Genomic DNA, 20,097 nt, shown 5'->3' on the forward strand with positions numbered 1-20,097 from the left:
CCGCGAACGACGCCCGCCAGCCGTATACCCTCAGTCCCGCAGACCTCGCACCCGGGGCCAGGTCCGGCGTACCGGAGGTCGTCGCGCTGCACTCCGTGAGCGCCTCCGCGTTCTACCACGGCGCCGGCACCGGCTAACCCCCTCCCCCAACACCGCGCGCCGCCCCACATCCGCCCCTGACCGATTCGACGGACTTTTTCCGTTCGGAACCGGTTCAACCTCCGTCCCGCGTGCCAAAAACCCGAGAACTCCGTCGAATTGGTTCGCGCGGACTCCAGCGGGCGACCAGCCGGAAGGCATACAGTGGACGGATCGCTGGTGACGTGGTCCACAACCCGACGCCGTCGGACCGGTCGCTCACCCGCTCTGTTCCGGGGAGGTGCTGTGGTGTTCGACACGATCGCTGGACGGCAGGGACGACCCGTCCCCGCGGGGACCGGGCACCGGCATCCGCTTCTGCGCCGCTGGGTGATCGCCCTCGCCGTCGTCTACGTGGTCGCCCTCGCCCTGATCGCGTTCTGGCCGGTTCCGGTCGACCGTAACATCGACGGCCCGCTGCTGCACCTGATCAACTGGCTGCACCAGCACGGCGCCCCGGGCTGGTTCCGCTACAGCACGGTCGAGTTCGGCGCGAACATCGTGCTGTTCATCCCGGTCGGGGTGTTCATCGTGGTGCTCGCCGGCGCCCGGCGCTGGTGGTTGGCGATTCTCGTCGGGTTCGCCGCGAGCTGCACAATCGAGCTCTGCCAGCTGTTCTTCCTCTCGAACCGCTTCGCGACCCTCAACGACGTCATCGCCAACACGAGCGGGGCCGTCGTCGGCGCCCTCCTCGGCCTCGTGCTGCTGATCCTCGCCGAGATCGCCCGCCCGCGCACCCACGCTGCGGATGTCTAACTCACCGTCCCGAGGAACCTCGGCCGGGGACGCCGGGCAAGTTCAGCACCGGCCGTGATGACGGGAGCCGGTTTTTCTTACTGGCCGTCGGCCGGGGAATGGCCTAGCATTTTGCTTATCAGCCGGGCAGCCTCGGCGCTGCGAAGGTCGGGGGAATCATGAAGAGAATGTCGTTCTGCGGCATGACGTTCCTCACCACGGATGCCGTTGCCGACGCGGTGCTGGAGCTGACAGCGCTGCTCACGTACGGCCACAATTCGGAACTGCTCGTGGTTCCCTCCTTCACCCTGGACGGCAGCGAAAAACTCGTCAACCTTCTTGTCGCCCCCGGCAGCGAACTCATCAGCATTCCAGAGGACGACTTCGGGGCCGAACGTGACACGTCCCGCGCAGTGGCGGTCCTGCGCGATCAAATCGACGTCCTCACTTCCGAGCGCGACACCGGAATCACCACCACACGGGCGGTCGCATCGTCGAGTGCCGACTGGGCGTCCGAAGACCACTGGGACGACGTCTACTAGCTCCGTCCGAGCCCGGCGTGCACCGTTCCCCGACCCCTAGTCAGTATCAAAACGCGCACCACGACCCGCATCCGCATTCTCGAACCCCGCACCATCACCAGGTCCGGGCTCAGCACCGTCCCAGCCTAGAATCGCGTTTCGCGCGCCGAGTACATGAGCGCGCATCGTCGCTTCGGCCCACAGCGCATCGTGCGTTCGGAGCGCGGCGAGGAGGTCTCTATGGTGGTGGTTGCTGATAGCCCGAAAATGTCCGCCCTCACGGCGGAAGACCTCCGCCATCATCGGCACACGGCCGACGGAGTTGATCAGCCGGACCAGCTTCTGATGCCCCGATGCCGCTATGACAACGTGGTGGAATTCGGCGTTGAGCTCGCCCAGGCGGGCGACACCCTCGTCGTCAGTGGACAGCACAAAATCGTCCATCGCGACGATGAGTTCAGCGAGTCGAGCGAGAGTGACGTCGTCGATGCGGGCCGCAGCCAGGCCGGCGGCGCGACTCTCCAGATCGCCGCGCAGCACGTACGTGTCCCGCACCTGTTCCTTCGTCCAGGAGACGACCGTCGCACCGCGATGGGGCGTGAATTCCACCAACCCGGACTCGTGCAGGCGGCGGAGAGCCTCACGAACCGGGGTGCGGCTGAGACCCAGCTCTTCCGCAAGGGACTGCTCCCTGATCACCGCTCGTGCGGGGATCTCGCCCGAAAGGATGCGACGACGGAGGTACTCGAACGCGGCCTCCCCGCCCGTCACTCCCTCCGGAGCACGTGTGGCTTGGGTTGTCTGCACTGACGTCATGGCCTATCCATTTCTTACGAGCATGCGCGCAAAACCTCTGAACGCGCAGAACACTTTCGGGTGAACACGATTATCGTCCAGAAGCGCCATCTGGGCAACGACTTTAACGCTCGGTGTTAGCGCTCCCCCCGCCGCTGTGGTGTCGACCTCGCCTCAGATCAGGTCCATCCCCGAGTTTTCCCACCCGCAGCCCTCTCGCGGGCACCGATCCACCCAGGACCGCACGTCAAGCTCCGCCAGCATGGCATAAGGCCCGCGCACGACAGGGCTGTCGCAGTTCGGGCACAAGAGAATGAACATGCGATCATCGTAGGCACAATCTGGCTTGAGGAGCCAGCCACGCAGTGTCACATCCCCGCGGTAGAGGTCACTTCCTTGCAACCGGCCCGACGACCACGCCACGCTGTACGACTGCCGCCCCAGGACCTACGGCGCCGGGACTATCTGCATGGTCTGGTACTCTGGCTCGAACGTGTCGAGGGTATCCGTCTGGAACGCGTGCTGCACTGTCGCGAGCTTCGCCAGGTCGAGGTTCACGATCGACTGCCCGTCGCTCGACACTGCGATCCCCTTGGTCGGCGCCGTGAAGAACGTGAAATCCGTCGAGCCGATGCTGGCCAGCGACCCCGCAAGCGCCGTCAGGTAGTCCACGTTGAGGCCTTCGTCCACGGCAATGTACGGACGCACCGCAGACAAGAGGGCGGAGACCTTGCCGGGATCGGTCAGCGTCTCCGGCTGCATCGCCTTGGTGAGCGTGGCCCGCATCACCAGCTGCTGGTTGCGCACCCGTTGGAAGTCCCCGTCGGGGAACGCCCGCCACTCGCGCGCGAAGGCGAGGGTCTCGTCGCCGGTGAGGTGCTGCATCCCCGACGGGTAGTAGTGATCGCTCGCGGAGGACTGGAAACCGACCGGGTTCAGGATGTCCACCCCGCCGAGCGCATCGGTGAGCCCCTTGTACCCGGCGTAGTCCACGAGTGCGACGTGGTCGATGCGCGTGCCGATGAGTCCCTCGATCGTCTGCACGGCGAGCGGAACGCCGCCATAGGAGAGCGCCGCGTTGATCTTGTCCGAGCCATGGCCGGGCAGGTCGAGCCAACTGTCCCGCAGGATCGACATCACGTAGACGTGGTGCCTGTCTGCCGGAATGTGTACAACCATGATGGTGTCGGAGCGCTGTTTACTGATGTTCACGAGCGAACCGTTGACTTGATCCCACGTGTCCGAGCCCAGCAGCAGGATGTTCTGCGCCCCTGCGGCGAGCCCGGTCGATGCTGGCGGCCGGGCGGCATCCGCCGGAAACGGGTGAGACAGGGTGGGGAGCTTAAGGTCGAAGAGTCGCCCCACGATGGACCCGATGCTCGCGACACCGGCCGCCGCCGCCAGAACGAGCACGAGCACGATGGAGGTGATTCGCCAGACCCCCGACGGCTGGCGTACAGCGGCCGCCTCCGTCACGATTCTCGATTCGGATTCGACACGGTGGGCCTCCAGCAGTCGCGGTGTAAGAACGGTGCGTTTCAGGTGCAAACAATATAGCTCGGGCCGCAAGCCCTGTCCCGGGGGACGAAAGCCCAAATACACCCGCAAACGGGGGGCGACACGCCGTCTATCACCGCGTAATGACGCCGTAACCTTTCTTCAATAACCTGAGTGGCATGACCACGAAGATAACCAAAGCCGTCATCCCCGCCGCCGGGTTGGGTACGCGCTTCCTGCCCGCCACGAAGGCCATGCCCAAGGAGATGCTCCCGGTCGTGGACAAGCCGGCAATCCAGTACGTCGTGGAGGAAGCCGTCGCCGCCGGCCTCACCGACGTGCTCATGATCACGGGCCGCAACAAGAACGCGCTCGAGAACCACTTCGACCGGATGACCGAGCTCGAGGACCTCCTCGAAAAGAAGGGCGACCAGGACCGCCTCGCCAAGGTGCGTTTCGCCACCGGACTCGCCGACGTGCACTACGTGCGCCAGGGCGACCCGCTCGGTCTCGGCCACGCCGTATTGCGTGCAAGGATGCACATCGGGTTCGAGCCCTTCGCCGTTCTCCTGGGCGACGACATCATCGACGACCGCGATGTGCTGCTGTCCAAGATGCTCACCGAGCAGACCAAACGCAACGCCACGATCATCGCCCTGATGGAGGTCGAGCCGGAGGCCATCCACCTCTATGGCTGCGCCGCCGTCGCGACCACGGACGACCCCGACGTGGTGAAGGTGACCGGCCTGGTCGAGAAGCCTTCCGCAGCGGATGCCCCGTCGAACCTGGCCATCATCGGTCGCTACGTGCTCCGCCCCGAGATCTTCGAGGTATTGCAGAACACCAAGCCCGGCAAGGGCAACGAGATCCAGCTCACCGATGCCCTGCAGGTGATGGCGGTCAACCCGCAGTTCACGGGCGGCGTCTATGGCGTCATCTTCCGCGGTCGCCGCTACGACACCGGCGACCGGCTCGACTACATCAAGGCCATCGTGCAGCTCGCTGTCGACCGCCCCGACCTCGGCCCGGACCTGCGCGTCTGGCTGCAGGAGTTCGCCGCGACCCTCGAATAGCGGGAGCACGCAGCACCCCGAAGGGGCACGGAACCGTCTGGTTCCGTGCCCCTTCTTGTGGGTACACCGGCAGTGCGTGACGAGTTCATTTCCCGGACATTGCGCTTTGTAAAAGTTCAGCACGTTCGTACTTCTTCGGCCGTATTCTGGCCAGAGTGCACTAACGATTCCGCCCCGACCCCGCCAATCGTCACCAGAGGATTCACAATGTCGTCACCGCGCCCCGAAACGCCGCCACCCTCGCCCGACTCCTTTCCTGCCGCCTGGCAGGTCGACCTAAAATCGATCCACCCGCTCGTTCTCGACAAGTTCGACAACCCGAAGGCCGTGCCGAAGATCGTCTCGGTCTACTACCCCCTGCAGGGTTGGAACAATTCGATGAAGCGCGCTGTACTCACGATCGGGCTCGTCCAAGACCTCCGCGCCGACGGGGCCACCCTCGTGCTCGCGAAATGGCGGAAGCTCGAGCGCAAGTTAACGCTGAGCACCCTGGACGTCCCAGTCGACGGAGGCTGACGACTCGTCAGACGGATGCGGCGGCGAGCTTGGGAATCAACGTCTCCAGGAACGCGGCAGTGTCTTCCCAGCCCTCGACAGCGAAGCACTCGACCCCGAGCGCGAGCACCGGGTAATCGTTGCCGTTCTCGTCGAGGCGGTCGCCCACGAAGAGCATGTCGTCGAGGGGCACACCGGTCAGCTGGGCGAGCTTCTTCATGCCGTAGGCCTTGTCGATGCCCTGTCGGGTGATATCGACAGAGGTTGACCCTCCGGAGCGCACCTCGAGGTCGGGCAGCAGTAGCTGCACCGCTTCACGCAGGGTGTTCTTCTTGCTTCCGGTCGGGTCCCAGGCGACCTTGGATGCCACGGGAGCGGCCTGGCCGAGTGCCGAGAACGTGATCTGTGAACCGCGGTCTTCGAGGATCGGGCCCCAGGTGTCGCTCTCCCAGTAGCCGAGCTGCCGGGCCGTGGTCTCTACGGCCACGAGCGCGCGCGACTTCTGATCATCCGAGAGGTACTCCGCGTAAATCTGTGTCCAGCCACCCTGCTTATGCAGGAAGTACTGCGTACCGCAGGTGGGCATCAGGTGCAGGCGGGCCAGCGCGGCGTCGTCGACGTCGATGAGGTTGTCGATGAGTTGCATGTGGAACTGGCCGATCTGGCCACCGGAAATCACGCAGACCTCCACAACACCGAGCAGGCGCACCATCAGGTCTGCCATCCGAGGATCGATCGGAGACTTGGAGGCGGCAAGAGTGTCGTCCAGGTCAAAGGCCACCAAGCGGGGAAGAGTCGTCATGAGCGTGCTGTGTTCCTATCTGAATACTGAGAATGCCCGATGTCGGTGTGGTTATGGACGGCCCAGACCATGGTACGTCCAGCCGGCAGCACGCCATGCGGCGGCGTCGAAGGAGTTACGTCCATCGATGACGATCTTGTTCTTGACCAGGGCACCGACCCACGCCGGGTCGAGGTGCCGGAATTCAGGCCACTCGGTCACGAGCACGACAGCGTCGGCGCCGCGCAAGGTCTCCTCGAGGTCGGTCGAATAGGTGAGCTGCGGGTGCCGGGCCCGCGAGTTCTCGATCCCCTGAGGGTCAGTCGCAACGACGTTGGCGCCAAGACCGTGCAGTTGCACAGCAACGTCGAGTGCTGGCGAGTCACGCACATCGTCGGAGTGCGGCTTGAAGCTGAGGCCGAGCACGGCCACCTTGGCGTTGTAGGCGCTACCGCCGAGTGCCGAGACGGTGAGGTCGATCGCACGCTGGCGTCGACGCAGGTTGATCGCATCGACCTCTTTGAGGAACCCGACAGACTCGCCACGCCCGAGCTCTTCGGCTCGGGCAGTGAAGGCACGGATATCCTTTGGGAGGCAGCCGCCGCCGAAACCGACTCCAGCGCCTAAGAAGCGACGCCCGATGCGGTTGTCGTAGCCGATCGCGTCGGCAAGCTGGGTCACGTCAGCACCGGTGACCTCGGCGATTTCGGCCATGGCGTTGATGAAGCTGATCTTCGTCGCGAGAAACGCGTTGGCAGCGACCTTGACGAGTTCTGCAGTGGCGAAGTCGGTGACCACGAGCGGCGTCTCGGCGGCAAGTGCGGCGGCGTAGATCTCGTTGAGCAGCGCGGTAGCGTGCTCGCCGGGCTCACCGGCGGCAACACCGTAAACGAGGCGGTCCGGACTGATGGTGTCTTTCACGGCGAAGCCCTCACGCAGGAACTCGGGGTTCCAGGCGAGTGTCGCACCGGTTCCCGATGCTTCCACGATGCCCGCGAGACGAGTGGCGGTCCCGACGGGGACAGTGCTCTTGCCCACAACCAGGTCCCCCGCGCTGAGGTGCGGCAGGAGCGCCTGTACTGCGGCGTCCACGTAGGTGAGGTCCGCGGCGTAGCTGCCGGGCCTCTGAGGGGTGCCAACCGCGACGAAGTGCACGCGGGAGCCAGCAACTTCGGCAATGTCCGTGCTGAAGCGGAGCCGACCCGTGGCCATGGCCGAGGTCAGGATCTCGGGAAGGCCGGGTTCGAAGAACGGCGGAAGTCCGACGGCAAGCTGCGCGATCTTCTTCGCGTCGACGTCGATACCGACGACCTCGTGCCCGAGTTCGACCATCGCGGCCGCGTGCACGGCCCCGAGATACCCACAACCAATGACAGAAATCTTCATACGTCTAACTCCATACAAAAAGCCTAACGGCGGCGGAACCGAGAATCGAACTCACCTCGGTGTAACGGACGGCAGCGCACCTGCCTCCTGCGTCAAGAAAGGCCCCGGACGATGTCCGGGGCCTTCCTGGGGGTTTCACTTCGTGGCGATCAACTTCACACAGTGTCGGAAGAAGTTGCCTGTTGAGTAAACGCTACGCGGCTACGCGGCGACGGCGAACGAAGCTCAGCACAACCACGAGGGCGATACCGAGGAGGAGCGCGCCAGCGGCCGCCCAGATCAGAAGGACCGGGGTGTTATAGCCGGTGCTGGCGAGGGTCTGACCGGTGGCGCCGTTGTCAGCGGCCACGACGGTGAGTGTCGCGGTACCGACGGTGCCGGATGTGAGGCCGGTGGCCGTGGTTGTGTAGGAACCGGTCGCATCCGTCGGAAGCGTGACGGATACGCTGGCTGCGCCGGTGGTGGTGGCCGACTTGACGAGAGTCGCGGTTCCGGACTTCACGATGGAGAGAGTGGCGAGGCCCGAACCGGTGACAGCGAAGGAGACGCTCTCGCCGGGCGTGAAGGACGCGCCGTCGAACGAGACCGTCACTGCCTGGCCGGGAACCGGGGTGCTGTCGGAGACGGCAACGTTTGCTGCCGGGACGTAGCCGGCAGCGTTAGCTGCGGCCGGTACTGCGAAAACGGCGAGGACTGCGAGTCCAATCACCGCCAGGATCTTTTTTGCCATGGTGTTATCCCTGCTGTGGATCAAATGATTTTTCGCCGACACTGGCTGACCTCGAGTGAGGCTACCCCCTACTTTAGGGGACATTCACAGCCCGCTTCCAGTTCGCGTGTTTCTATCGGGTGAACATTTCGTTGCATTGCATACACCCGAGTAGGCCAAAAGCGAGCGCACGCCTCGCGGGCGTGCGCTCGCTTTTCGCTCAACACCCCTACTGTCGAATGCTAGTGACGTGGTCCCGGTACCACTGAACCGTTGACACAAGCCCGTCTTCCAGCCCGATCTGAGCTGTCCAGCCTGCGTCTGCGAGCTTGGAGACGTCGAGGAGTTTCTGGGGCGTGCCGTCCGGCTTCTCAGTGTCCCAAAGAGTCTCTCCTGTGAATCCCACGACCCGCGCGATTGTCTCCGCAATTTCACGAATAGTCACGTCGGACCCGGTGCCTACGTTTACCTGCTCGGGACCGTCGTAGTGTTCCATCAAGTGCAAACACGCTGCGGCCATGTCGTCGACGTGTAGGAACTCGCGGCGTGGAGTGCCTGTCCCCCAGTTGGTAACCGTCGCGATGCCAGACTGCGCCGCCTCGTCATATCGACGGATGAGGGCCGGAAGAACGTGTGACCCTTTCGGTGAGAAATTGTCTCCAGGACCATAGAGGTTCGTCGGCATCGCTGAGATCCACGGCAAGCCGTACTGGCGCCGAACGGCCTGAATCTGCAGGATTCCTGCGATCTTCGCGATCGCGTAGGCGTCGTTCGTCGGTTCGAGGTGTCCGGTGAGGAGGGTGTCCTCTCGTATTGGTTGCGGGGCGAGACGCGGATAGATGCAGGACGATCCCAGAAACAGGAGGCGTTCGACGCCATACTTTAGGGCTGCGTCGAGCACGTTCACCTGTATCCGCAAGTTGTCGCTCAAGAAGTCGACCGGGAACGTGCTGTTCGCCAGGATCCCGCCCACCTTCGCGGCCGCCAATACTACGTAACGCGGCTTCGCTTCCTCAAAGAACGCGAAAACGGCATCTCGGTCCTTGAGATCCAGGTCAGAAGAGTTCCGACCGACCAGATCGGTGAATCCCTCCGCCTCGAGTCGGCGCCAGATCGCGGATCCGACCAAGCCGCGATGACCTGCGACGTAAAACCGGCTTGAGCGATCCAGGACTCCTGGCACGAATTCGACGTGGTCGCGGTCGTCAGCCATGACTACTTCGTACCCCAGCTCGCGAGCTTGACCTCGTCGATCCAGTGGCCACCCGCATGCTCGAGCGCGACGATGTCGGCGTCCACCATGATGCGGGCGAGTTCAGCGGTGTCGACCGTGGCCTTCCAGCCAAGCTTGGCCTCAGCTTTGGAGGCGTCGCCAACGAGTGCGTCCACCTCCGTGGGGCGCAAGTATCGCTCGTCGAAGCGCACGTGATCTTCCCATTTGAGGCCGGCGTGGCTGAACGAGGTTGCCACGAAGTCCCGCACCGTGAAGTTTCCGCCGGTGGCAAGGACAAAGTCATCGGGCTCGTCAACCTGCAGCATGCGCCACATGCCCTCTACATATTCTGCGGCGTAGCCCCAGTCACGGATCGAATCGAGGTTGCCGAGGTAGACATGATCCTGTTTACCCGCCTTGATGGCTGCGACGGCGCGTGTGATCTTTCGAGTAACAAAAGTCTCGCCACGGCGCGGAGATTCGTGGTTAAAGAGAATTCCATTCACGGCAAACATGTCATATGCCTCGCGGTAATTCTTAGTGATCCAGTAGCTGTAAACCTTGGCTGCGCCGTACGGCGAGCGGGGGTAGAACGGGGTCTCCTCATTCTGAGGTGGCGGAGTAGCCCCAAACATCTCCGAGCTCGACGCCTGGTAGAACCGTGTCTCAATACCAGACATGCGTACGGCCTCGAGCAGGCGGATGGTGCCCATACCCGTCGTGTCACCGGTGTGCTCGGGCTCGTCGAAGGACACACGAACATGCGATTGCGCAGCAAGGTTGTAGACCTCGTGCGGCTGAATCTCGGCGAGCAGAGTTACAAGGCGGCTGCCGTCACTGAGATCGCCATAGTGAAGGAACAACTTGGCCTCGGGGTCGTGCGGGTCAACATACAGGTGATCAATTCGGGCCGTATTGAACGTCGAAGCACGTCGAATTAGCCCGTGCACCTCGTAACCCTTCGAGAGCAAGAGCTCGGCAAGGTACGAACCATCCTGACCAGTAATTCCAGTGATGAGAGCGCGCTTTGTCATGAATTTCCTCCATCTTTGCCTAACGAACGCGAGTGACCATCGACATGGTCCTGCATTGACGTCAAGCCCCTTAGCCATTGAGCAAATCGGTCAATGGCCACTTCTTGCCCTAGGACGTCTGCGCGGTAGCGCATTCCATTCGCGCCGAACAAAGCAGCGCGCGCTGGGTCGTCCCGGAGCCCAATTGCCTCATCGATTATTGCCTGCGGGACTTCGGCGTCTACAACGACTCCTCCCCCCGCTGACTCGATTTCGGCCGCAGTCACCCCTCGTCGATCGGTTGCCGCGATCACGGGCCGACCTGCATTGTAATAAGACGTCAGTTTGCTGGGCACGGCCATCTCGGAAACACCGAGCTTCTCGTTGACCAACAAGATATCTGCAGATGCGAGTGCCCTTTGGAAACCAAAGTCGTCGAGAGAATCAATGAACTGCAGTCGAGAGATGCCTCTTCCTTGGGCGATGAGCGCGTCTCGTTGACTTCCGTTTCCCAATAAAACGAAGCGGACCGGGAGGTCCTGTGCTTCCGCAAGTCGTGCGGCTTCGACCACATTCCCGAGAGCCTGCTTAACCCCCATGTTCCCAGCGTGTAGGACAACGGTCTCATCGGGATTCCAGCCGTGAGTCGCACGGACGGCGGTGAAATCGAAGGGTGGCGTCGGTTTGAGGTGGGTCCAGTTTCGAATTACCTCAATTTGCGCAGATCCGATGCCGAACTTTTCACCCAGGTGGGCGGCGAACCGGGGATGAATTACGACCACGCCCGATGCTGCCGCGATCGTGACCCTCTCTACCCAAGTCACTACCCTGGTGATGAAATCTGAACCGGTCCCAGTTTCGGCCATTCCCAAGCTATAGAGGTCCTGTATCCAAATGTTAACAATGCGCTTTCGGTGGCTCATCCGCGCTCTGAGCATCGCGAGGGCGGTCGAAAAAAGCGCTGGCGACACCATCACAATCACGTCTGGGCGACCCCATTTCGCAAACATGACGCGTATTCCAAAGGAAATCTCAGAAGCCAAACGCTTTAGGCCTTCGGGCCTGGATGGAACGTAGTGCGGCAACCGTGTGACGCGAACGCCATCTAGAAATTCGGACGTCTTTCCACCGCCATAGCCGGCATGCACTTTCCACTCCGGGTAGTGAGGATGTGCCGTTATGACATCGACGGCGAAGCCGCGTTCCACAAGCCCCTGAACAAGCCCACTCGTGTATGGCGCTATCCCGGTGACCTCCGGTGAGAAGTTCAGGCCGATGACGAGCACCTTCAGCTGAGTCTGCTTGGTCAATGACGATCTGCTTTCTGGTTCTTGATACTTGCTCAAAGTCAGTTCAACTACTCAAACTGGAGGTGTGCCCGGTCCCGAAACAGGCGCTCCTGAACTCACTAACACCCTAGCGTCGTCCAGTTTCGGGCCTCCCCCCTTCGGGTTACAGCATGATTTCATTCTCATGACGTAAGGGCATCATCCGAACGACCTTCCGTACCCGTGTCAGCCGAGCGCGATTCCCACCCCCGTTGCAGGCGAACGTGGGCCCTAGGCTTACGGTGTTGACCGAAACTCCTAGGGCGTGTCCCACGGGAGGACCATCCGCGACACGGCGAGGACAAGATGACGAATAGGCCGTCTGATGAACTGGACCCAAGTGAGATTCCGGTCATCAGCCTTGCTGCAGCCCCTGGCTCGAGAGAAGCATGGGACCGCCCTAAGTTTGTGATCTATCTTTGGGCTGTCGCGGAGCTGTTGTTCGTTACGAATCCATGGCAAGTCAGTTCCGGGCTTCGCGTTCGGGTCCTGAGGGCATTCGGTGCAGACATTGGCCCAGGTGTTATATTCCGGCCCAGAACCCGAGTGAAGTTCCCGTGGAAGCTGCACGTAGGAGCGAACTCTTGGATCGGCGAAGGGGTTTGGTTCCACAATCAAGACGACGTATTTATCGGACATGATGTTTCAATTTCGCAAGAGACATTCCTAACGACAGGCAGCCACGCCCATCGTCGCGACATGGCGCTGATTACCAAGGCGATTCGGATAGGCGACGGGGCTTGGGTGACTTCCCGATGCATTGTCCTCGGCGGCGCTGATATCGGTCGTTCGGCACTCGTGACACCCGGAACAACTGTGAACGGTGCGATTCCTGCAAATCGGGTCTGGGGCCCCCGTAGCCCAGAGGATCTCGGGCCGCGATTCCGCGCATAAAGTGTTGGCTCGATGGCGCTCCGGAAAACGAGTCGCCTGTCCAACTGGATGTTGGCAGCACTTCACACCGGCTCCAGATCTGCCTCGCGCCACCGCGGCAAGACACAAGAGATTGTGGTGATGTGCTCAACTACCCCTTATCGCTCACGTCGGAACTATCGACACGGAGAGCGGTACTGTGCACGTGCCTCTGAGCATCAGAATCGAATCGTTTCCGGATGACTCGAGCGGGATTCCCGACGGCAATTCCGTAAGGCTCAATGTCATGTGTCACCACAGCACCAGCGCCAAGCACGGCCCCCTCGCCGATAGTGACCCCTCCGAGAATAATGACGCCACCGCCAATCCACACATCACTTCCAATCTGTACGGCATCCTGCGGGACTGCGGGTCGGTCTCCAACCCACGTCGAGAACGCCATTGGAATTCCCACCTCGTCGATCGAATGATCCACACGACCGACAATCTGCACCCCGCGCCCAATCAGGCAGTAGTCTCCGATTGCACCGTCGACTTCGATGACTGTGCGCTGGCCAATCGAAACATTGTGACCGACTCTGAGCCCGTGCACCGAACTCAAGGTGCTATCACTACCCATTCGCAAGTTCTTGCCGTACGTCACCAGCCCATGGATCATTAGTCGTCGCTGCAATGTACGAACAATTCCCTCTAGCGGTGCTGGGATACGGCTGCGGTTCTTGGGTACCTTGACTACCGATTCGACGGCCATCCATCATCTCCGAGTTCCTGTTTGGTGTTCTTGAGTGCCGACGCGATCCCCGCCGCCATGGCTTCCGCCGAATAGGTCTTCCGAATTGCGATGCTGATTCGCTGTCGCTCGCATGCATTGCCGGCAGGCGCGAGCGCATCAAGAGCGGCCGCAAGTGCAAGCGGCGAGTCAGTCTCGAAGAACTCGACGCCACCGATTCGAGCGAGCTCGAGTTCGGGAGAATGCGGTTCGTCCCTTGAGATCAGCATAGGAACGCCAAACCCGAGGCTTTGTGTGAGGCTTAGCCCAACGTAACCCGGCGATACGGAGCACAGAGCGTCTTCATAGAGATGGCGAAGGTCATTCACATCGGCGACCTGGCCGAGAAAGGTTACCGAAGCATTGCCGCCAAGCTCCGACACAAGGTCGGCGAGGACCTTTCGTTCGGCGCCCTCTCCGACGATGACAAGCCGCACGCCGCGGGTTGCAAGATCGCTCCTCAAGAATCCTCGGATGAGCAGGTCTACTTTCTTATCGGAAACGAGGCGCCCCACGTATAGGACGCTGGTGTACGGGCCTTCATTGGCCGGTACAGTCAAGGCATCCCTTGCGTACAAAGAGTTCGGCGCCACCCAGACGGGCGACCCTGGGAGTTCTGCGAGCGCAAAGGGAACGCTATCGTACCCGTAGAGCACCGTCCCGTTCGAAAGACGCCGCATCGAGCGGCGTAGCACCGCCGTCCGACTGCCTCTTCCGGAGCGAGGGTGCAAATGGCCCCATAGGAGCGTTCGCCTACCCAGAATGCGTCTGAAACCCAGCAATGTCCACGCCGTGAGGCTGCGCGGATTGAGGTCGAGGATCGTGGTGTTGGCGCTGATCGCTGTGCGCCACCCCCCTAGCTGGACAAGTACGCGTCCAGCAAGGACGTAGTTTCTAACTTGCACATATAAGGACCTACTGATTCCGGTTCGAATTGTGGGATCGACGTGCCGATCACCAGCCAACAGGATCACGTCCAAAGACAAATCAGCTTTGAGCTCCTGGATGCAATACTCCCGATAGAAGGGAAGGACGGCGAGATATAACGCATCGAATTTACTGGCCGGCGATTTTCTGTACATTTGAGGACCTCTCAACGTGAACTGGAAAGATATGCGAGGCAATCGACGATTAGCACCTTCAACGTCGAAGCTTTTGTGCGGTGAGGTATGTATCCCAAAGGCCAAAGCGGTCCACAACCGCCTCGAAAGCCACGTCATTCTCGTTCTTGAGGACGTTGCGACGCCAAAGTGCGCTGCCTTGGCTTGCACCATTTGATGGATATTCGCGACCGGTGTCTATCTTTACCGCTTCGATGCCCGCCAAAGATGCCATGACCTTGAACCAGATATCGTCCGCGGACGGACAAATGAGAGAAGCCGTCGCCCAGTCAAGAACCCGCGGATCCAGCGAATGTGGCGGGTAAAGAATGCCACCCCGACCGGTCAGAAAAACGAGTTGGCCGGGTACACCGGCCTCTGCTACCGGCCATTCCGTGTATGGGCGGGCACGATTGCCCTCCATTTTTATCAGAGTTCCTCTGGTTCCGACTACTGTTCCAGGAAAGGTCAGACTGGCCGCGTCGAGCTGTTGAGCCCAGGATCGCCAGTAAAGAACGTCGTCGTCCGCAGTTAAAATAGTCGCCTCCGGGTAGATTTCGATGATCGGAAGAAGCTTCTTGAACGACCGCATATTTTCGGGCGTGAAATGGACATTCACTCTGCCTTTTGTAGCGGCAAGTAGTCGCCGTAGATTGGGAGGGAGGTCCGACTCACCGCCCGGGAACTCAAGGGTCGAGAGGACAAGGTAGATCGCATCAACGGCTATCGATTGTTTAAGCAAGCTTCGAATCGTCAAATGCACAGCGCCAATGCGAGGCGGATAAGTGGTCAGCGCAATGACTCGAGTTGCATCGTCGACGCTTCGTGGATCGCGGGTTGGCCCCATAACGCCAAGCGGTAGTCGTACCCAAAATTGGGCGCAGATGCGGTCCACTCGAGTCTGTATGGCCGATCGTATTCGCGCGACTAGACGCAGATAAGAATTTCGCTTGATCAATTCCCGTGCGCTCCCCTCGGATTCGTGTTGTCTAGACCGGTAAGCACTCGGTCCGTGCCATGTCCTCTTTGTGCGAGTGCTTCCGTCAGCACAGAAGAGGTGTTTGCAGCCGGTTCAGCCGCAGGCTCAAGTGCAAGCAGGGTGGCCGCTGCCATCCACCCAAAGACGTCGAGCAAGCCAAATGCCCACGTGCGCTCGAGTAGACCCGAATAGATTACCGGGATGAACAAGAGCGCGGTCTGGGGGGCGGTCCACTTATCCGCCTGCCGCAGCGCAATCACGATCAAGATGATGAACAGTGCTATACCTAATGCCCCGGTCGTGTATCTAATATCGAGCCATTGATTGTGGACAGAATATGCCTCATCTCTGGAGATTGTGCCCACAGCAACCTGATTTCCCCAGATGAGCGCGCCGAATCCAAAAAGTTGACTGTCCTCTAGTTGAGCAGAAGCAAGCTTCCACAAATAGGCGCGGTTTGTAAAATCAGTTGGATTCAGGGGCAGATAGGGAAGCACAATGCCAAGAGCTAATCCGACCGATGCCGTCCCAATCGTCAAAAACCGTCGCCAAATTCCGCCCATCGACGTGGAACTCATGCCCGTTACCACGACAAGAATCGTTACGATAAGGGCGACTTGCAGCGCCGTTCGACTACCAGAGATGTAGACCACGCTAAGGAGATAAACCGCCAGGATCCAACGTGTCGCGCCGCGCAACACAAGGAATATGCACGGGATTGAGGTGGCGACTATAAGACCGATTGTGTTTTCCCCGGTAGTCACTCCAAAGAAAAGATTACCGAGCGGGCCGCACTTGTCTACACGGCATGTCCTAAACGCGGCGGCATAGTTCACTAGCAGGAAAATGCCACTTGCGACGCAGACAGAGAATCCAAAAAACGCCACCCCGAGCCGAGCGCCACCGCCGCGCGGCAGCACTGAAGCACCCAGAAACAGTGCGAATAAGGCGATGATGCGAGGGTTCCCAATGGCAGACGCACCCGCGATGGCAGAAGAGAAATCCGTCATCACCACCAGAAGCCCCATGAGCAGCAGGGGAGTCGATAGGCGGTTCCTTCGGACGATACCGAACACAAAGAAGGTGAGGAATCCAATTCCGATAATGGCATAGCCAGCGAGCTGCATTATTTGCGCCGCTCGAGGATTAGCAAGTATCGTCGTCTGCCCGAAGACGTTAACTATGGATACGTTTCCGCCATCAAACTGTGTGAACACCGATGATGCCAACAGGAGCCAAGCTATGAGGACCACATAGGTGGTCGTGATATTCCACTTGGAAACCACGTCACCACGACGTACGCCGCGAAGCCAGACCCACGCCGCAACTAGAGAGGATCCAGTGACGAGCGTAATAACAAATGGTTCAGTCACTTACTCAAACCCCTGGAGCCCGGTCTAAAAGGATTCGTCCAGGATTTCCAACGACGGAAACGTCTGCAGGTACGTCCGTTACTACGACCGCATTTGCGCCAATTCGCGCTCGAGCTCCAATGGTAACAGCCCCGATAACGCAAGCTCCGGATCCAATCGATACGCCATCTCCGACAGTAGGCGAAGCACCACCGTCACCCTTATTGCCGATGGTGACGCCTTGGCGAATAACGACGTCAGAACCAAGTCGGCTATCCACATTAATTACAAGGCCGAAACCGTGCACGATTTGCAGCGCAGAGCCGACGTGAGTCTTAACCGGCAACTCCATCCCGAGAACCCATTCGGAAATGAACACGTACCACGCAGTTACAAAATATGACAGCAGACTTGGACGGTCGGAAAATGGATGTCGGGCCGCCTGCGCCAACCTAAATGTGGCCAATAGGAGACGAGTGCGGGGCCTGTGGGCGTTCGCAGCAAAATCTTGAAAGACCCAACTAAATCGGAATCCTGGGGTCGTCGAAACCATTCGGCCGTAGTTCTTCATGTCGTTGAGCCGTCGAGATCGGCATGACTATAGACCTCGAGTACATAGTCGCGCCCGAGCATTTGTGGAACCACACCCCCCGGTCGCCGAGATAGCTTGTATAGCGCCCGATCAGTGACCGATTGAAGGGGCGCCAGCGACCTACGTATGGAGTTCACTCGTGCGGAGTGGAACCTGGCACGAACGCTTTCGGCTTCCACGCTCGACTGGTTCGCACCCGTGATGCTGCCGGGGTGCAGTCGGAACGACGCGACCTCGGATGAAAGGTAGAGGAGTGGCCCAGTGGTTCGAAGCTTTAGGAACAGATCAAAATCCATCGCATATCGAAGACTGGTATCCAGTCCGCCAACGGCTTCGACTGCTTCACGGCGAAATAGACTACCCGGCTGGGGGACCAAGTCTTTACCCCAGGGCAGATAAGCGCTCGCAAAGCGACCGGGCCGAGCAACGAAGAGAGTCTCATTCGCGGCGTCAATGTATCGCACGCACCCGTACGTGCCGGAAGCCGCCGCGTTTCTGACTAGCGCGTCCTGCGAAATGCGGAGAGATCCCGGTGCAAGTAGGTCATCGTCGCCAAGCCAAGCCAGGAAAGTCGAGTCTAATAGCTCCGCCCATCCTTCATTGACGGCCGCCGATATCCCCGGCGTGTCTGACGCAACCACAACCGCGGGAGTCCCAGCCGCAATCAGTCTCACCTCGTCCGGACGAGGTGTCACGATGACAACCTTAAGATCAACGCCACGCTGTTCGAACATTGATTTCAAGGTACCGCGAAGCCATGCTGGGCGCGTACCTAACGTCGGAATCACCATTCCGATTTGTGCCATTTCAATCTCCTATCAATACTTCGAATTGGCGAACCATGATCTCGACGGTCGTACTCTCCCGGATGCTGAGATCTTCTAGATAATTGGGCAACAGTCTCAAGTTCCGGATTTGCAGTGGTCTCACGTAGCGAACGGCTATTTGCGCGCACACGAAAGACATTAGGAAATACCTGAAACGACAGAACTCCAACACCGGCAGCCAAGAAGGGCGTTATTGCTCCGAGGGCAGGCACGAATAGCCAAGTGGCACCAATCACGGATGCAGCCATCGGGATGCCCCAAAGCGCCTGAAATCGAAGGTCCCGTGGAGAAGTAAGTGAGACGCCGAGAACTAGCTGGACCGATTGAACAATGATCAGGAGACCACATCCCAGGAATATCATTGCGCTTGCTTCCACCGCCGAATGCGAAATCACGCCGGCCAGCCACGGCCCGAACAACATAAGTCCGATAAGGCAAATCAAACCGGCACCTGCAAAGTAGAGAACCATTCGCAAAAGTAGCGCCGAATTACTCTCATTCCGCGACCTATTGCGCGCAAATATGGGCCAGAGCGACGTTCCAGCCGCAATGAAGAAGGACCACAGTGGCGCATAGAACTGCATTGCAATTGAGTATGTGGCAACTTGGTCAAGCGTTCCACGAGAGGCGAGAACGATCCGCCCCCATTGAAAGGCAAAAGCCGAAACAACACTAATCATGAGATACCACATCCCCTGAGATAGGAGCCCGGGGAGATGAAACTTGCGGTATTGGAAGATAGTCAACCATCGGAATCGAATCCGCTTGGTCGCGATCCACAAGGATACAAAGGAGCTAATCAGGCCACCAACGACCGGGGGGAAAACTAATAGCTCTGGAGAAAGGCCCATTCCAACGATCACTGCGGTGCCCAGGAGACTCAGTATCGGCCCTAGCGAATTAACTACGATCGCGATCGGATTCATCATGAGCGCCAAAAGCACCCGTTGTCCAATCCCCATCGGAATCGTAGCTGCGAAGATCACGATCACAAGAGCAGTCACAGTATCAAGGCGGCCCAACCCAGAGTTTTCGAGACTCAGGACCTCGGACCATGAGAAGAAGGTCATTCCGAGCAAGCCCAGGCTCGAGACAATGATCATTGACACCAGCATCACGCGGATCGCGCTGGCCACCGCCTTTGTGCGAATCGGATCATCTACCTCCGACATGGAGATCGCGTTAATGACACCGGCCCCTATCCCGAGATCGGCGTAGGGCACCAACTGGGAAAGGGTTATTACTACCGCAATCGCGGCATAGCCAGCCGCTCCAGCATGACCAATGACTAGAGAAGTTGTCAGGAATGTTGCGAGCGCGGTGACGGGAAATGTACCAACGCGGACAAGCGCGCTAAGCCCGACACTGCCGAGACGCCGAGACCGAACGGCATTCAATTTGCGCCATCTTTCGCCCGGACCGAATGGTATCGATGCCTCGGAGTTTCAGCTCGACCTACTCCAACAAGACTTCCTTCGTCGTGGAAGCCAACCCACACTCCATCGTCCCACGAAAAGTCCGGTCTTTCGTTTCGGTATCCGCGCCCGTGAACAGCATGCTTCGCGAACTCGAGGGATTCCGCCTTGGGATTACGGCGCAGCCCCGTGCCCTCTTGCGATAGGTCTCTAGGGGCCCGAGAAATCCGCTCTACAAATCCCTGCCCCGACTGCGACTGCGACTGCGACTGCGACTGCGGTATGGCTATTCGAGCCGGGATTGCGCTCTGCGACCGTACTCCTCTTCTGAAGAAAGAGCGCCACAGTCGCGGTGTACCAAGTGAAAGATGAGTCTGAGCAGCTGGCGGGTTCCAGGGAACTGTAGCGGCGCTTCGAGCGAAGCCACCGCAAAACTGCGGTCGTCCTGAAGTCTTTAAGACAACCCAGCAACGATCGCCCCGCAGATCAGCGATCGAGTGGTATCC

The 20,097-nt window shown here is 60.0% G+C and carries 18 protein-coding genes and 1 pseudogene; 4 read left to right on the forward strand and 15 right to left on the reverse strand.

Annotation, left to right across the window (positions count from 1 at the left end):
- The first annotated feature begins 387 nt into the window (after positions 1 to 387).
- Together QN345_RS03090 and QN345_RS03095 are read left to right on the forward strand one after the other, a co-directional pair.
- Positions 388 to 894: a VanZ family protein gene (locus QN345_RS03090; RefSeq protein WP_322189298.1), complete on the forward strand. Its 507-nt coding sequence runs from the start codon at positions 388 to 390 to the stop codon at positions 892 to 894.
- Positions 895 to 1,052: 158 nt separating this feature from the next.
- On the forward strand, positions 1,053 to 1,415 hold the full coding sequence (locus tag QN345_RS03095; RefSeq protein ID WP_322189296.1) for a hypothetical protein: 363 nt from the start codon (positions 1,053 to 1,055) through the stop codon (positions 1,413 to 1,415).
- Positions 1,416 to 1,451: 36 nt separating this feature from the next.
- Here the strand turns inward: QN345_RS03095 and QN345_RS03100 are convergent, their stop codons facing one another.
- On the reverse strand, positions 1,452 to 2,210 hold the full coding sequence (locus QN345_RS03100; protein WP_322189294.1) for a GntR family transcriptional regulator: 759 nt from the start codon (positions 2,208 to 2,210) through the stop codon (positions 1,452 to 1,454).
- Positions 2,211 to 2,636: 426 nt separating this feature from the next.
- Positions 2,637 to 3,665, reverse strand: coding sequence for an LCP family protein (locus QN345_RS03105; protein WP_322136528.1), 1,029 nt, complete (start codon positions 3,663 to 3,665; stop codon positions 2,637 to 2,639).
- 200 nt (positions 3,666 to 3,865) lie between these two features.
- Between QN345_RS03105 and galU the strand changes: the two genes are divergently transcribed.
- Complete coding sequence (gene galU / locus QN345_RS03110; protein WP_322189292.1) at positions 3,866 to 4,759, forward strand: UTP--glucose-1-phosphate uridylyltransferase GalU; 894 nt, start codon at positions 3,866 to 3,868, stop codon at positions 4,757 to 4,759.
- A 207-nt stretch (positions 4,760 to 4,966) separates the two neighbouring features.
- The gene (locus QN345_RS03115) at positions 4,967 to 5,275 is read left to right on the forward strand and encodes a hypothetical protein (RefSeq protein WP_322136530.1); all 309 of its coding nucleotides are present in this window, start codon (positions 4,967 to 4,969) and stop codon (positions 5,273 to 5,275) included.
- 7 nt (positions 5,276 to 5,282) lie between these two features.
- Here QN345_RS03115 and QN345_RS03120 read toward each other — a convergent pair whose 3' ends face one another.
- The 13 genes and pseudogenes from QN345_RS03120 to QN345_RS03170 form a co-directional block, all read right to left on the reverse strand.
- Positions 5,283 to 6,056, reverse strand: a complete 774-nt coding sequence (locus tag QN345_RS03120; RefSeq protein WP_322189290.1) for an HAD-IIB family hydrolase — start codon at positions 6,054 to 6,056, stop codon at positions 5,283 to 5,285.
- A gap of 51 nt (positions 6,057 to 6,107) precedes the next feature.
- On the reverse strand, positions 6,108 to 7,421 hold the full coding sequence (locus QN345_RS03125; protein WP_322189289.1) for a UDP-glucose/GDP-mannose dehydrogenase family protein: 1,314 nt from the start codon (positions 7,419 to 7,421) through the stop codon (positions 6,108 to 6,110).
- A 193-nt stretch (positions 7,422 to 7,614) separates the two neighbouring features.
- Positions 7,615 to 8,151 (reverse strand): sortase, encoded by a 537-nt coding sequence (locus tag QN345_RS03130; RefSeq protein WP_322136531.1) that lies wholly within the window; start codon positions 8,149 to 8,151, stop codon positions 7,615 to 7,617.
- 208 nt (positions 8,152 to 8,359) lie between these two features.
- Positions 8,360 to 9,343, reverse strand: a complete 984-nt coding sequence (locus QN345_RS03135) for a GDP-L-fucose synthase (RefSeq protein WP_322136532.1) — start codon at positions 9,341 to 9,343, stop codon at positions 8,360 to 8,362.
- A 2-nt stretch (positions 9,344 to 9,345) separates the two neighbouring features.
- Entirely contained in the window at positions 9,346 to 10,377 is a 1,032-nt protein-coding gene (gene gmd / locus QN345_RS03140) for a GDP-mannose 4,6-dehydratase (protein ID WP_322136533.1), read from the reverse strand.
- Positions 10,374 to 11,666, reverse strand: coding sequence for a glycosyltransferase (locus tag QN345_RS03145; protein ID WP_322140625.1), 1,293 nt, complete (start codon positions 11,664 to 11,666; stop codon positions 10,374 to 10,376). Before QN345_RS03145 ends, gmd begins: the two co-directional genes overlap by 4 nt.
- Positions 11,667 to 12,774: 1,108 nt before the next feature.
- Positions 12,775 to 12,942 (reverse strand): annotated as a pseudogene (locus QN345_RS20510) (DapH/DapD/GlmU-related protein); the annotation flags it as partial.
- Between the two features lie 347 nt (positions 12,943 to 13,289).
- Positions 13,290 to 14,408, reverse strand: coding sequence for a glycosyltransferase (locus QN345_RS03155; RefSeq protein WP_322140624.1), 1,119 nt, complete (start codon positions 14,406 to 14,408; stop codon positions 13,290 to 13,292).
- Between the two features lie 58 nt (positions 14,409 to 14,466).
- Positions 14,467 to 15,321: a hypothetical protein gene (locus tag QN345_RS03160; RefSeq protein WP_322136537.1), complete on the reverse strand. Its 855-nt coding sequence runs from the start codon at positions 15,319 to 15,321 to the stop codon at positions 14,467 to 14,469.
- Between the two features lie 59 nt (positions 15,322 to 15,380).
- Complete coding sequence (locus QN345_RS03165) at positions 15,381 to 16,691, reverse strand: O-antigen ligase family protein (RefSeq protein WP_322189287.1); 1,311 nt, start codon at positions 16,689 to 16,691, stop codon at positions 15,381 to 15,383.
- Positions 16,692 to 16,782: 91 nt separating this feature from the next.
- On the reverse strand, positions 16,783 to 17,328 hold the full coding sequence (locus tag QN345_RS20515) for a serine O-acetyltransferase (protein ID WP_369125141.1): 546 nt from the start codon (positions 17,326 to 17,328) through the stop codon (positions 16,783 to 16,785).
- A complete protein-coding gene (locus QN345_RS20520; RefSeq protein ID WP_369125142.1) occupies positions 17,325 to 18,155 on the reverse strand; it encodes a glycosyltransferase in 831 nt (276 codons plus the stop codon). Before QN345_RS20520 ends, QN345_RS20515 begins: the two co-directional genes overlap by 4 nt.
- Entirely contained in the window at positions 18,134 to 19,573 is a 1,440-nt protein-coding gene (locus QN345_RS03170) for a hypothetical protein (protein WP_322140621.1), read from the reverse strand. The genes QN345_RS20520 and QN345_RS03170 overlap by 22 nt, the downstream gene beginning before the upstream one ends.
- Between the last annotated feature and the right edge of the window lie 524 nt (positions 19,574 to 20,097).

This window comes from Cryobacterium sp. 10I1 (assembly GCF_035019805.1).
GTDB classification, from domain to species: Bacteria; Actinomycetota; Actinomycetes; order Actinomycetales; family Microbacteriaceae; genus Cryobacterium; species Cryobacterium glucosi.